The sequence below is a fragment of the Gammaproteobacteria bacterium genome (assembly GCA_033344735.1).
GTDB lineage: Bacteria > Pseudomonadota > Gammaproteobacteria > UBA4575 > UBA4575 > UBA1858.
Window position 1 is genome coordinate 335,013 of the sequence record JAWPMW010000001.1, and the last position, 14,252, is coordinate 349,264.

Here is a 14,252-nt window from a genome sequence, read left to right on the forward strand (position 1 = left end):
TATTTATGACTCCTGAATCGGTATTAGATCTAACTCAAAATGCAATGTGGACAGCAGTCATTGTTGCTGGACCAATGTTAATGATTGCATTAGCTGTTGGTTTGGTGATCGGTATGTTTCAGGCTGCTACACAAATTAATGAAATGACCTTAAGTTTTATTCCAAAATTATTTGCACTATTTTTGACTTTGGTTTTTGCGGGACCTTGGTTGTTGGCAACTCTAATGAATTACACGCAAAATTTAATTCTCAGTATTCCAAGTATAATTGGTTAGCCATATGCAAGCTGCATACATCATCAATTATCTCAGTGACTTTATGTGGCCATTTGCCAGGGTAACAGGGCTGTTGTTAATTGCACCATTAATTGGTAGTTCATATATACCTCTATATATAAAAATTTTAGTGGCTACTGCGATTACTGCATTTGTATATCCTCTAGTTGAAGCTCCAGCTAATATAGATCCACTTACACTTGACGGCGTTGCTTTATTAGCACAACAGATAATGATAGGTCTTACAATAGGGCTTATTATGCAGGTGGCTTTTAGTGCTATTACTATTGCTGGTGAGAATATCGCATTAACAATGGGATTGGGTTTTGCTTCAATGACTGATCCAGCTAATGGAGTAACAATTCCTGTCGTCAGTCAAATAATGACTATTTTTGCTTCGCTATATTTTCTTGCATTAAATGGACATATTGCTTTAATTGAATTGCTAATAAATAGTTTCATCACTTTACCGGTTAATGGGATATTCTCTTTAGATACAGCGATGGCTGTTGCGGAATGGGGTGGCCGCATGTTTATTGGTGCCTTATTAGTGTCTATTCCTGCTGTTACTGCATTGCTAGTAGTTAACATCTCCATGGGTTTAATGACACGTGTTGCGCCGCAAATGAATGTATTCTCTGTAGGATTTCCTCTTACGATGATGCTCGGTTTCATATTTATAGCAATAAGTATCCCTATGATTATGAGGATTTTTCAAGATATATTGGAACAGTCAGTTGAATACGTCACTGTTCTTTTTAGCTGATGGATTGAGATATGGCTGATAACTCATCTGATCAAGAAAAAACGGAACAACCGAGTGCCAAACGTTTACTTGATGCTAAGAAAAAAGGTCAAGTTCCAAGGTCAAGAGAATTAAATATCACTATTGCTAGTCTTGGTGGAGGGCTATTATTTTTATTTTCTCTAGGAGAAATTCAAAAATCAATTGAAAGTGTTTTTAATAAAAGTTACGTAATTACTAGTCGTAGTATGCTGAGTAATGACTACATTCTTGATTTATTTGGAGCAACATTTAAAGAAGTTTTGATGAGTTTTTCTTTTATGTTCTTCTTTCTAATGATTATTGTCGTGGCTGGTCCAGCATTAATTGGAGGTTGGTCGTTTAGTCTTTCTTCAATGAGTTTCAAGATTTCCAAACTTAGCCCTATGAGTGGTTTTAAGCGTATGTTTGGTATGAATGGTTTGATTGAATTAATTAAATCAATTATGAAAGTTATTTTGGTTGCAACAATTGCATTTACATTTCTAAAATCCAATCAAAATGAATTCTTGGCCTTAGCTGGTGAACAGCATGATAAAGCAGTTGTTCATTCAGTTAGTATTGTAGTTAGTAGTTACTTGTATATTGCATTAGGTCTGATTGTGATTGTAGGTATAGATGTTCCTTATCAGTTATGGAATCACAAGAAACAATTGAAGATGAGTTTACAAGAGCTCAAAGATGAATATAAAGAAACTGAAGGAAATCCTGAGTCTAAAGCACGTACACGGAATCTGCAGAAAGAAATATCACAAAGAAAAATGTTACAAGAAGTACCTAATGCAGATGTCATAATTGTGAATCCAACACACTTTAGTGTGGCTTTGCGCTATGACACAAGTAAAGATGCTGCGCCAATATTAGTTGCTAAGGGTGTAGATAATGTGGCGTTGAAAATTCGAGAGATAGCCACTGGGCATAATATTCCAGTATTCACCGCGCCACTCCTTGCGAGAGCAATTTATCATACTACTGATTTGGAGAAAGAAGTGGATTCAGATTTGTATATTGCAGTTGCAAAAGTACTCGCATATGTATTCCAGCTGAAAGACGCGAAACCTGGAAACTATCCTAAACCTCCTACAGATTTAACTATTCCTAAAGAGTATAGAGCGTATTAATCACATGAACATATTTGACATGGTTAGAGCATTTATAAAAAATGGGCTTGGAACACCTGTTCTCTTGGTTATGATGCTAATGATGTTAATTGTGCCCATTCCGCCATTTGGTTTGGATGTGCTATTTACTTTTAATATCACGCTTTCACTGATTGTTATTTTAGTAACAATTTATACTATGCGGCCATTAGATTTCGCTGTATTTCCTACAGTGCTTTTAATCGCAACTATGATGCGATTAGGTTTAAATGTTGCATCCACTCGAGTGGTATTAATTGAGGGTCATACAGGTTCAGATGCGGCTGGTTCAGTAATACAATCTTTTGGTGATTTTGTAATTGGCGGCAATTATGCAGTTGGTATTGTTGTATTTGCTATCCTAATTATAATTAATTTTGTGGTTGTCACCAAAGGTGCTGGTCGTGTATCAGAAGTGAGTGCACGCTTTACCTTAGATGCTATGCCTGGTAAGCAGATGGCTATCGATGCTGATCTCAATGCAGGTTTAATTGATCAACAACAAGCTAAAGACCGACGAGAAGATATATCTAATGAAGCAGATTTTTATGGCTCCATGGATGGTGCCAGTAAGTTTGTTCGTGGAGATGCAATTGCGGGGATTTTGATTGTATTTATTAATATTGCTGGTGGTTTGATTATAGGTATGACTCAGCATGGATTATCGTTAGAGGTCGCTACTCAAAACTACTTATTATTAACTGTCGGTGATGGTTTAGTTGCGCAAATTCCTTCTCTTCTATTGTCCACAGCTACCGCTATTATCGTCACACGTGTTTCATCATCTCAAGACATGAGCCGTCATGTCATTACGCAAATGTTTGATGATAAACGTGCTCTCGGAGTTTCAGCTGTAATTATGGGTGGACTTGGTTTGATCCCTGGAATGCCTAATGTCGCATTTTTAACATTAGGTGCAATTGCTGGTGGCGCTGCGTATTGGATGAAACTGAATAAAAATAAACAAGCGATAGTAGTTGAAGAGACCTCAGAGCCTGCACCAACAAATGAAGAGAGTACAGACATTAGTTGGGATGATATGCAATCTGTAGATAAGATTGGATTGGAGGTTGGCTATAAATTAATTCCATTGGTTGACAGAAAACAAAATGGTCAATTAATGGGAAGAATTAAAGGTGTAAGGAAAAAACTTTCTCAAGAACTGGGTTTTTTAATTCAGCCTGTTCATATTAGAGATAATTTAGATCTTAATCCTAATTCTTATCGAATTACATTATTAGGTGTTAATGAAGGTGAAGGTGATATTTATCCTGATCGAGAATTAGCTATTAATCCAGGTTCCACCACCAGCGAATTGAAGGGCATTAAAACAACTGATCCTGCATTTGGTATGGACGCGGTGTGGATTGAAGCTAATCAAAAAGATTATGCGCAGAGCAATGGTTATACCGTTGTAGATCCTGCCACTGTAATTGCAACACATATCAATAAAATTCTACGTGATCATGCAAGCTCAATGCTTGGTTATGACGAAGTCCAGATGCTTTTAGATAACCTGGGTGTGCAGTCACCAAAGCTTGTTGAAGATTTGGTTCCAAAGGCATTACCAATTGGCACCATTACTAAAGTATTACAAAACTTATTACAAGAAGGTGTCTCTATTCGTGACATCAGAACAATTTCAGAAACATTGTTAGATGCGGCAAATACTAGTCAAGATGCTGACGTTTTAACAGCTACCGTGAGGGTTGCATTACGTCGAATGATTGTACAAGGCATCAATGGAATGCGCACTGAACTGTCAGTTTTCACCATTGATTCAAAGCTGGAACAGTTATTGCAGAAGTCAGTACAGGGAAATAATGACGGATATTTGATGATAGAGCCAGGATTAGCAGAAAAGTTACAGAAAGGCGTTGGAGAGTCTGCACAGAAGTTACAGGCGATAGGCTTGCCTGCGGTCTTGGTTGTATCTAAAGGCCTGAGAACCATGTTGTCGAGATTATTTTCAAATACTGTCTCAGACTTACATGTTATTGCATATGAAGAGATTCCTGAGTCAAAACAAATAAAAATAGTCGCAAATGTTGGCGATGAAAGTGAAGAAACTACCTCAAATATGATTGGTATAACCGCATAAAACGCATTTAGCTATTAATGCAACGGAGTTAAATAATGGAAATAAAACGGATTAAAGAAAAATCAATTCATGATGCTATTCAAAAGGTACGTGAAGAATTAGGGCCAGATGCGGTAGTTCTTTCAACGGAAAAAAATAGACATGGGGTGGAAATTATTGCCGCTTTGGACTTCGATGCAAGTGTCTTAGAGCAAAAACTAGCTGATCAGGATCAACCAGCAACAGTTGTAGAATCTCAAATAGTGGCTAGTGAGGAGACTCTCTCACAAGCTATCGAGAAAAGTATCGAGAAACAGTTCTCTGAGCAAATGGATAAAATCAGTGAAACAATTGTTAAATTTCAGATTGAAAGTAATGAAGATAGAAATAAAATTTATGACACTTTGAATCAGAAAATTGACACATTACATAAGTCGGTTGAAGAAAAGTATATAGAGCAGCAACGTGCACGTACCGAAAATTTTTCAGTACTACAAAAGCAAGTAACTCAACTGCGTGATGATTTTACTGACTATATGACTAGTGCACTTCCTGATGAGATGAATTCAATTATGCAGATTCATGAGGAAATTGGTGATTTGAAAGATGTGTTAGGTTGCCAGACAAAGTTATTAGATTGGGCTAAATGGGGTAAAAATAACCCTAGTGGTATCTCACTTATATCAAGGTTGGTTAATGCAGGTTTTGGTGTAGGTTTAAGTAAAAATGTAATGAGTAATATCAGTGATATTTCAAATAGTGAAACAGCGTGGAGAAATGTAATTGAGTTGCTAAGTACAGGTATTAAAACACCAGCAGTTGATATACAAAAAGATGGTGGTGTAGTAATGGCGTTAGGGCGTACTGGCGTTGGTAAAACTACCACATTAGCAAAAATAGCCACAAAATATGTTATTGAAAATGGACCAAATGATGTTGTATTTATTAATTTAGATGACAAGCGTGTTGGAAGCTTTGATCAATTAGATACGTATGGACGTATCCTAAATGTGCCTGTCTATCGTTTCGATGGTGAAGAAAATACACGTAGTATTCTAAAAATCATTCGTAGTAAAGCGCTAGTTCTAATTGATACAGCTGGAATGATTGAGCCAGGTAAAGAAATTGAAAGCTTTGTCAATAATTTAACTAGAAATAAAGTAAATATACATAAGTTGCTTTTGATGAGTGCAAATACACAGTTACATAACTTAAAAGAAATTGTAGATGGTTTTAAAAAATGTCAACCAAATGGTTGTGTGATCACTAAGACTGATGAGTCATCACAGCTAGGGAATGTTATTACTGTTTCAATCGAAGATGACTTGCCAGTATATTTTGAAACACATGGTCAGCAAGTTCCAGAAGATATTTCTAATATTGAGCCTTCATCGTTGATACAAAGAGCAATAGATAACAATAATGATGATAATGTACTTTCATCGGATGATGGATTACTACTTGAAGGATTAAATCAACATGGATCTACAGACTAACCTATCAACCTTGAATAATAATAATATTATGGATGCAGCTCAATTATCGGTCTCTGAACACAAAGTACGCTGTATAGCAATTACTGGCGGTAAGGGCGGTGTTGGTAAAACTAATATATCTATTAACTTGGCGACCAGTTTCTCTAAACTTAATAAACGTGTGATGTTATTAGATGCAGACTTTGGCTTGGCCAACGTAGATGTTGTATTAGGTCTATCTCCAGAAAGTAATCTATTGCATGTAATTGAAAATAAATGCTCTCTGCAAGATATTCTTTTAGATGGTCCTGAGGATATTAAAATCGTACCTGCTTCATCTGGTGTTAAAAGAATGGCTAACTTAAATAGCTTAGAACAGAGCGGATTGATATCTGCATTTGGTGATATGGGCGATCAGTTAGATGTGATGATCATTGATACAGCAGCAGGTATAAGTGATAGTGTTGTCCACTTTGCACGTGCAGCTGGTGAAGTAGTTGTAGTTGTATGTGACGAGCCAGCTTCAATTGCTGATGCGTATGCGCTAATTAAAGTATTAAGTCGCGATTATGCAGTCAATAAAGTTAGTGTGATATCTAATCAAGTTGAATCAAAAGCACACGGTGAAATGTTGTTTAATCAGATGCTAAAAGTGATCAACAAATATCTTGATGTATCTGTAAGTTATCTAGGCGCTGTCCCAGAAGATGCTTATTTAAAGAAAGCGGTTAAAAGGCAGCTCGCAGTGACTAGTGCTTACCCAAGATCAAGGTCATCTGAAGCTTTTAAGGAAATAGCTAAAAAGATGAATAGTAGAAAAATTGAAGAATTCTCATCTGGGAACTTAGAATTTTTCGCAGAACAACTAGTAAATATAAATTAACTATAAAGTTGGGAAAGGGAAGTCAGGGATGAATGCTCACACAATGTACATGAATGTACAGCAAGAGACATCAGCAGATGATTTAGTTACTCGACACGCACCACTGGTGAAACGAGTTGCTTATCATTTAAAGGGCCGTTTACCAGATTCTGTACAAGTAGATGATTTGATACAGTCTGGTATGTTGGGTCTTTTAGAAGCTGCAAAAAATTTCGATTCTACACAAGGAGCTAGTTTTGAAACTTATGCGGGGATAAGAATCCGTGGTTCTATGTTAGATGAGATTAGATTAGGTGATTGGACGCCTAGATCTGTTCATCGTAAAGCACGTGAAATGAATCAAGCTATTAAGAAAATTGAAGATAGAAAACTTGGTAATGCATCTGACAGTGAAATAGCTAAAGAAATGGGTGTGTCATTAGATGAGTTTAATCAAATTCTCAGAAATGCATCAGTGTCTAAAATATTTAGTATTGATGATGGTGAGGTAGAGCATGACTACAATGGCAGCATGTCTACTAAAGTTCAGCCAGAGACAATTTACAAACGGGAAGAATTAGCATACGCATTAGAAGGAGTCATAGATGATTTACCTGAAAGAGAGCGTCTAGTGATGTCTTTCTACTATGAAGAACAAATGAATCTTAGAGAGATTGGAGAAGTGCTAGGAGTTAGTGAGTCAAGAGTATCGCAGATTCATGGAAAGGCGCTTATTACAATTAGAGCTAAAATTCAAAATAGTTTTGAAAATACAAAATAATAACGAATTGTACTATGAGTCAAAGAATTAAAAAATATCACAATGAGGCATGTGATATGAATGGAGCATGCCCATGGACGACAATAGAATCAGACCAGTTACACCTTCTCCTGCTAGATTAAAATACGAGCCAAATCGTAATAATAATAGTCAGAAGAAAAAACGAGAAAAAAAAGACTCGCATGAACCTGATGCGGATAACGAACATGTCATTGATGACTTTGCATAAAGGATAGAAAAATGGATTACTCAATTTCGGATAACGATTTATTTACTTCAAGACCTTCATTACTTGAAAGGATATCAGCCATAATCTTTAATAATTTTGTAGCAAAGAAGTCTACTACGAAATCACAGATTGACGGGTTGCGTGCTGATTACGCAATGGCAATGGATCAGTGTCAATTGATGAAGCAACATATTCAGGACTTAGAAAGTAAATTTGATAATATGAATGCTTCAATGGATCTTCGTCCAGAAGCGAATGAACCAGAAGTGCCTTATTCAACAGCAATTGTACTTGCTAAGCGTGGTTGTGATAAACATGAAATTCAAGAAGCATGTGGCTTAACAGATTCTGAAGCAGATCTGATTTTAACTTTACACAATAGAACGCATGGACAATCCTCAAATAGTGTATTGGCGAATTAAAATAGGTACGAGCGCTTTAAATTACGGGATGTTTGGTCATTACTACTGATTTAATGCGAGTATTATTTGTATACCAGCTATAAACATTGAATCAGTGGTATGGAATATTTTGGTAAAAACACATTAGAGCAAGTTATTTTAGATTTTCTTGATCAGCAAAAAGAGAACAGAAATTTAAGTACTCAAGAATTGATTGGGAAAATCAATAAAGTTGTTGAATACTATCGAGAGTCATTAATGTATGAATTTGATGAGTCTGAGTATCCAAGCACTTTAGAGATGATGCGTGAAGACACCGTTCCCAAGATTGAAGAGAACTAAATCATCCCATGTTTTTTGATGAACGAAATAACTTCATCAAGGCCTTTCTCTTCTTTTAAATTTGTGAATATGAAAGGCTTATCACCTCTCATAATTTTAGCATCACGTGCCATCACCTCTAGAGATGCACCTACCATTGGTGCTAAGTCAGTCTTATTTATAATTAATAAATCTGATTTAGTGATTCCAGGACCGCCTTTTCGTGGAATTTTTTCACCAGCTGCCACGTCAATAACATAAATAGTCAGATCAGATAATTCTGGGCTAAATGTAGCGCTTAGATTGTCACCACCACTTTCAATAAATACAAAGTCTAAATTTTCAAATGTATCGCATAAATTTTCTACTGCTGATAGATTCATTGAAGCATCTTCACGTATCGCAGTATGCGGGCAACCACCTGTCTCAACACCGATAATTCTATTTTTTTCTAACGCTTCATGTCGAATTAAGAAGTCGGCATCTTCACGTGTGTATATATCATTGGTTACTGCAGCTATTTGATAGTCATCACGCATATGCATGCATAATAAACGCAATAAGGCTGTTTTTCCTGAGCCTACTGGACCGCCTACACCAATTCTTAGTACTTGTTTATTTGTAGTCATAATTATATATTTTGATTCATGAGCGAAAAAGACGTGTGTATTGTTGTTCGTGTTGCATGCTGGCCATTACTGCGCCTGGGCATGTTGCACCGATAAGATCATCGTTCATATCCAGTCCGTGAGTTACACTATCATTAATGCACTGCATTACATCTGATAGAATTAATTGCCCACTAGTTTGCCCCAGGGGGATTAGTTTTACACCTATGCCAACTTGGTTTTCACACCAACTCCAGACTAGACCTTGGGTGGCAGTTGTTTTTTCTATTTCCCATTTAGCGCAGGCTAAACTAAACGTGGTTAATAATGAGCATGGGTTTTTTTTCCAAAAGGTGGATTCATTTAATCCTAAATCGACAAGAAGTCTTGCTAATGCGCCACCCATTTGAGTGTCTTCTAATAAAAGTTCACTAGTTTCGCGTGATGCTAAAATGTAATCATTCCAATAGCGTATATCTTCGCAACTTTGTCGCATATGTGCATCATAAAGTCTTGAGAATATAGGGATGTCCAAATATGCCATGCTATTTTCTAGCAGACCTATTATCCACTTATATAGACTTTCTTGATCTGAAACATATTCATTATGGCATGCTGTTTCTAAGCCTTGTGAATATGCGTAACTGCCTATTGGTAGAGTAGGGCTACAAATTCTCAACAGTTGTAATAATGAATGTTTACTCATGATTATGATGGTGTTGATGATGATCATGTGTGTGTATATGTTTCTGTCCATAGCCTTGTGAATATGCACCAGACTCAGGTTCAAAAGGAGCTGATTCTTTTTTGATGTTAAGATTAAGATGTTCTAACATTTCATTTAATACATGATCGTGATGATATCTTAAATATGTTGGTTTGACTTCTAAAGGCACATGTCGATTGCCTAAGTGGTAACTGGCACGCATCAGAAGTAGAGGGTCTTTACATGTGACAGTGCTGACTTCTTCATTGGCTGAAATGATTTCTATAATCTCGCCTGATTCTGCTTCTAGTTTATCTCCGCCACGCAAAATTAATCCTCTTTGCAAAAATAATCCTGCTTCTTCACCACTATCTAATAGAGTATGTAATCTTGCTTTTTGCCTAGACTCAAATGGTAATGTCAATGTGTATGTAGCATTGATATTAGTATCGATCTTATTGGTAATTTTAATCATTATAGATTGTGCTCATGATTAAAATAAAAAATATCGCTGTGCTAGTGTGACAACTTCAGCGGGCTCACAGGTTAGTAACTTGCCATCAGCGCGTACTTCGTATGTCTGTGGGTCTACTTCAACATTTGGCTGATAGCTGTTATTGATCATGTCGCATTTCCTGACTGATCTTGTATCTTTTACAGGGATACAATTTTTTTGCAAAGATAATTGTTTTGCTATGTCATTATCAATTGCGGCTTGAGATACAAATGTATAGCTGGTTTTGTAGTTTGCACTAGCGTAAGCACCAAACATGTAACGATAATGAACTGGCTGTGGCGTAGGAATAGATGCATTGGGGTCACCCATTGGTGCTGCTGCAATAAAGCCGCCCTTGACTATTAATGCAGGTTTAACCCCAAAGAATGCAGGCTTCCATAATACTAGATCTGCGAGTTTCCCCACTTCAATTGAGCCAACTTCGTGTGATATACCATGCGTAATCGCTGGATTGATTGTGTATTTTGCAATATAGCGTTTTGCACGATTGTTATCATTATCAGAGCTATCTTCTTCTAGAGGTCCGCGTTGTTTCTTCATTTTGTCAGCAGTTTGCCAGGTGCGACAAATTACTTCACCGACACGCCCCATTGCTTGAGAGTCAGATGCGATCATACTGAATGCACCTAAATCATGAAATATATCCTCTGCAGCTATTGTTTCTTTGCGAATTCTTGATTCAGCAAATGCAACATCTTCTGGAATTTTTGTATCTAAGTGATGGCACACCATTAACATATCTAAGTGTTCATCAATTGTGTTGATAGTATAAGGGCGAGTAGGGTTTGTGCTTGATGGTAGTACATTGGCTTCGCCACAAGCACGAATTATATCTGGCGCATGTCCTCCACCCGCACCTTCGGTATGATAAGTGTGAATAGCACGGTTTTTAAATGCAGCAATAGTATCTTCAACAAATCCGGATTCATTAAGAGTGTCAGTATGAATAGCCACTTGAATGTCATATTCTTCTGCCACGCTCAAGCAATTATCTATTGAAGAGGGCGTTGTTCCCCAATCTTCGTGTAGCTTTAGGCCCATTGCACCTGCTGTCACTTGTTCTTCTAATGCTATTGGTAAACTAGCGTTACCTTTCCCTAGGAATCCTAAATTCATAGGGAAAGCATCGGCTGCTTCCAGCATTTTATGAATATTCCATGGTCCTGGTGTGCAAGTGGTTGCGTTAGTACCTGTTGCAGGACCCGTGCCTCCGCCTAGCATGGTAGTGACACCAGTCATTAATGCTTCTTCAATTTGTTGCGGGCAAATAAAATGTATGTGTGCATCAATACCACCTGCAGTAATAATTTGACCTTCACCTGCAATCGCTTCTGTGCCAGGACCAATGGCAATATTTACATTTGGTTGTATGTCAGGGTTTCCTGCTTTGCCAATACCAAAAATTCTCCCGTTTTTAATGCCAATATCAGCTTTAACAATACCCCAGTGATCTAGAATTAACGCATTTGTTATAACGGTATCGACAACGTCCTTGGAGCTTAACTGGCTTTGTCCCATGCCGTCGCGAATAACTTTGCCGCCACCAAATTTCACTTCTTCACCGTAGGTTGCAAAGTCTTTTTCAACTTCAATAAATAAATCAGTGTCGCCCAATCGTACTTTGTCACCAATGGTTGGGCCGAACATTTCTGCATAGGCTTGTCTGCTAATTTTAGCCATAATTCTATTTTACCTTTCCCATTACTTTGGCATTGAATCCGTAAATTATTTTATTTCCATCAATCTCAACTAATTGAATGCTTCTTTCTTGACCTGGCTCAAAACGTACTGCAGTGCCTGCAGCAATATCTAGGCGCATACCTAAAGTACTTTCTCGATTAAAAATTAATGCGCTATTAGTTTCATAAAAGTGATAGTGAGAGCCAACTTGTATAGGACGGTCGCCAGTATTGGCAACAGTAATATTTAATTTTTTGCGATCTTGATTAAGCTCAATGTCGCCCGATTGTGCAATTAGTTCGCCAGGTATCATATGTATATTCCTAGGATTTAAGTAATAGGGTTATGTATGGTGACAAGCTTGGTGCCGTCAGGGAATGTTGCTTCAACTTGTACATCGTGAACCATCTCGGCGATGCCATCCATCACGTCGTCTTGTGTTAGTAGATGTCTGCCTTCTTCCATTAATTCAGCTACTCGCTTTCCCTCTCTTGCACCTTCTAATATCGCGCAAGATATATAAGCGATTGTCTCTGGGTAATTTAATTTAATACCTTTGTCCTTGCGTCGTTCTGCCAATAAGCCTGCTGTAAACAAAAGCAGTTTATCTTTTTCTCTTGGTGATAATTCCATACTGGTTCCTATGTTAAATTAAGTATGCCAAATTCTAGGTGTGCTCGACTCTAGCTGGAGAATCTGTGGTCTTAGCACTTCCCACAATGCTGCAAAAAACTTTTTTATTATTTCTGCATAAGCGCTCATTGCCCTAATAATTAATAAGCCATTCATTGAAGTGTATGAGTTGCTCAAGCCCTTAAACTTTAATGCTTCTGTATTGATCGTTTCAATATCAATTGTTGCGTCTCCATCACTGATGACAAATGTGCCCACCGATTTATGACCTTGAAGTCCCCAACTAGCATTAAGAAGTTCATCACCGCCAATGAGACGATTGGTTTCTAGTAATACGGGTTTGTCTTCTCGCCATATTTCTAATTTTTGTCTGCATTGGCCGGAAATAAAGTATTCTTGTTGTGCAGGTAAGCCTAAACATTGTATTTCCCATGCAAAAAAACGATTACTTTTATTCAGATTAATTCTCGTAGTTGATGCCGCATTAGTGTCATTAAAGTAAACAGTCTCTTGGGGAAGCCATTCTAATATGGCATTTTCTTTTAGATTGATAACTTGATTCTGGCTGGCTTGTATGCCTGTGCTTCGATAAAACTTGGTTGCTGCTGGGGTAGTGATTAAAGCATGTGAATTTTCATCAAGTTGTGCACTAAGGTTGAGTGAGTCTCCACCAACAATACCACCAGGTGGATGGATTAAGTAAATGTGACAGCAACCATTTGCCTCAGGATAAAATGGTTTTTGAACTATCAATGGGCCAGAGTGTTTTTTGCTTGTTAGATTTGTTTTATTATTTCTTTGTGCAAAACAAAGATCCAGAGTTGCTTTCCAGCTGGCTTGATTTTGTGATGACAGTGCAGCAGAAATCATTGTCGTCTACTATTTCTTAATGTAATGGTAAATTATGCCGCCAATAACAAACAATGCTATAAAGTATTCAATGCCTGAATGGCTATGAAAGATAGCTGTATGTCCGGAATGAGACAGTGCGGGTGTAGCAAGAATCATTAGTGTTAAATAAAGGCAAATATTTGTTAATTTAGAGTGCATAAGTTTCTCCTAGAATTATTTTAAACCTTCAAGTATTTATCAATTAAGTGATCATCTAACTCATTCATTGCACCTTGTGCAACATCACGACCTTTTTCTAATATACAAAAGTTTGATGCAACACGTCTTGCAAAAGGTAACTTCTGTTCGACTAATAGTACAGTGAGTCCAAGTTCTTCATTTAATTTTTGTATAATGTCGCCTATTTCACGAACTATGTTTGGTTGTATCCCTTCAGTTGGTTCGTCAAGTATTAATAATTCGGGTTCAATGGCCAATGCGCGACCAAGTGCTAGTTGTTGTTGTTGACCACCAGATAAATCTCCACCTCTTCGGTGCAACATTTCTTTTAGAACAGGAAATAACTCAAAGATAATTGATGGTAATTGCTTGGATTTATTTGCAACTAAGCCAGTGTTTAAATTGTCTTCCACAGTCAGTTGAGAAAATATTTCCCTACCTTGTGGTACATAACCAATTTTATGAACGGCGCGTTTTTCAGCATTTAATCTAGTGATATCTATATCTTTAAATTGAATAGACCCATCAGTAGTAGATTCTAATCCCATTATGCATTTCAGTAAGGTGGTTTTGCCGACACCATTTCTACCCATTAGACAAGTCACACTCCCTTCGGGAACGTCTAATGATAGATCCCATAGTGTGTGGCTTTCTCGATAGTATTGATTGATTGAAGAAACTTTTAACATA

Annotated in this window: 18 protein-coding genes; 10 read left to right on the forward strand and 8 right to left on the reverse strand. The window is 37.2% G+C overall.

The annotated features are described in order from the left end of the window. The first annotated feature begins 5 nt into the window (after positions 1 to 5). The 10 genes from fliQ to R8G33_01775 all read left to right on the forward strand — a co-directional run bounded on the left by fliQ (position 6) and on the right by R8G33_01775 (position 8,368). Positions 6 to 275 carry a flagellar biosynthesis protein FliQ gene (fliQ, locus tag R8G33_01730; protein ID MDW3094371.1) on the forward strand — a complete coding sequence of 90 codons (270 nt, stop codon included), beginning with the start codon at positions 6 to 8 and terminating at the stop codon, positions 273 to 275. 4 nt (positions 276 to 279) lie between these two features. Beyond that, positions 280 to 1,041 (forward strand): flagellar biosynthetic protein FliR, encoded by a 762-nt coding sequence (gene fliR, locus R8G33_01735; protein MDW3094372.1) that lies wholly within the window; start codon positions 280 to 282, stop codon positions 1,039 to 1,041. 11 nt (positions 1,042 to 1,052) lie between these two features. After that, positions 1,053 to 2,180, forward strand: a complete 1,128-nt coding sequence (gene flhB / locus R8G33_01740; protein MDW3094373.1) for a flagellar biosynthesis protein FlhB — start codon at positions 1,053 to 1,055, stop codon at positions 2,178 to 2,180. 4 nt (positions 2,181 to 2,184) lie between these two features. Then, positions 2,185 to 4,299, forward strand: a complete 2,115-nt coding sequence (gene flhA, locus R8G33_01745; protein MDW3094374.1) for a flagellar biosynthesis protein FlhA — start codon at positions 2,185 to 2,187, stop codon at positions 4,297 to 4,299. A gap of 35 nt (positions 4,300 to 4,334) precedes the next feature. Next, on the forward strand, positions 4,335 to 5,774 hold the full coding sequence (flhF, locus tag R8G33_01750; GenBank protein MDW3094375.1) for a flagellar biosynthesis protein FlhF: 1,440 nt from the start codon (positions 4,335 to 4,337) through the stop codon (positions 5,772 to 5,774). Positions 5,775 to 5,802: 28 nt separating this feature from the next. Next, positions 5,803 to 6,636: a P-loop NTPase gene (locus R8G33_01755; GenBank protein MDW3094376.1), complete on the forward strand. Its 834-nt coding sequence runs from the start codon at positions 5,803 to 5,805 to the stop codon at positions 6,634 to 6,636. Positions 6,637 to 6,664: 28 nt separating this feature from the next. Further along, complete coding sequence (locus R8G33_01760; GenBank protein ID MDW3094377.1) at positions 6,665 to 7,396, forward strand: RNA polymerase sigma factor FliA; 732 nt, start codon at positions 6,665 to 6,667, stop codon at positions 7,394 to 7,396. 73 nt (positions 7,397 to 7,469) lie between these two features. Beyond that, positions 7,470 to 7,625, forward strand: a complete 156-nt coding sequence (locus tag R8G33_01765; protein ID MDW3094378.1) for a hypothetical protein — start codon at positions 7,470 to 7,472, stop codon at positions 7,623 to 7,625. Between the two features lie 11 nt (positions 7,626 to 7,636). Then, positions 7,637 to 8,047, forward strand: coding sequence for a DUF2802 domain-containing protein (locus R8G33_01770; protein MDW3094379.1), 411 nt, complete (start codon positions 7,637 to 7,639; stop codon positions 8,045 to 8,047). 99 nt (positions 8,048 to 8,146) lie between these two features. After that, complete coding sequence (locus R8G33_01775) at positions 8,147 to 8,368, forward strand: hypothetical protein (protein MDW3094380.1); 222 nt, start codon at positions 8,147 to 8,149, stop codon at positions 8,366 to 8,368. Here the strand turns inward: R8G33_01775 and ureG are convergent. The 8 genes from ureG to urtE form a co-directional block, all read right to left on the reverse strand. Then, a complete protein-coding gene (ureG, locus tag R8G33_01780; protein MDW3094381.1) occupies positions 8,365 to 8,976 on the reverse strand; it encodes an urease accessory protein UreG in 612 nt (203 codons plus the stop codon). The two genes, R8G33_01775 and ureG, sit on opposite strands and share 4 nt — an antisense overlap. Positions 8,977 to 8,992: 16 nt before the next feature. Continuing rightward, positions 8,993 to 9,661, reverse strand: a complete 669-nt coding sequence (locus R8G33_01785; protein MDW3094382.1) for an urease accessory protein UreF — start codon at positions 9,659 to 9,661, stop codon at positions 8,993 to 8,995. Beyond that, complete coding sequence (ureE, locus tag R8G33_01790) at positions 9,654 to 10,136, reverse strand: urease accessory protein UreE (GenBank protein ID MDW3094383.1); 483 nt, start codon at positions 10,134 to 10,136, stop codon at positions 9,654 to 9,656. The genes R8G33_01785 and ureE overlap by 8 nt, the downstream gene beginning before the upstream one ends. A gap of 18 nt (positions 10,137 to 10,154) precedes the next feature. Beyond that, positions 10,155 to 11,858 carry an urease subunit alpha gene (gene ureC, locus R8G33_01795; protein ID MDW3094384.1) on the reverse strand — a complete coding sequence of 568 codons (1,704 nt, stop codon included), beginning with the start codon at positions 11,856 to 11,858 and terminating at the stop codon, positions 10,155 to 10,157. A 4-nt stretch (positions 11,859 to 11,862) separates the two neighbouring features. Continuing rightward, positions 11,863 to 12,171 (reverse strand): urease subunit beta, encoded by a 309-nt coding sequence (locus tag R8G33_01800; protein ID MDW3094385.1) that lies wholly within the window; start codon positions 12,169 to 12,171, stop codon positions 11,863 to 11,865. Between the two features lie 17 nt (positions 12,172 to 12,188). Continuing rightward, a complete protein-coding gene (gene ureA, locus R8G33_01805) occupies positions 12,189 to 12,491 on the reverse strand; it encodes an urease subunit gamma (protein ID MDW3094386.1) in 303 nt (100 codons plus the stop codon). An 18-nt stretch (positions 12,492 to 12,509) separates the two neighbouring features. After that, positions 12,510 to 13,361 carry an urease accessory protein UreD gene (locus R8G33_01810; protein ID MDW3094387.1) on the reverse strand — a complete coding sequence of 284 codons (852 nt, stop codon included), beginning with the start codon at positions 13,359 to 13,361 and terminating at the stop codon, positions 12,510 to 12,512. Positions 13,362 to 13,561: 200 nt separating this feature from the next. Further along, positions 13,562 to 14,251 (reverse strand): urea ABC transporter ATP-binding subunit UrtE, encoded by a 690-nt coding sequence (gene urtE / locus R8G33_01815; GenBank protein ID MDW3094388.1) that lies wholly within the window; start codon positions 14,249 to 14,251, stop codon positions 13,562 to 13,564. Between the last annotated feature and the right edge of the window lies 1 nt (position 14,252).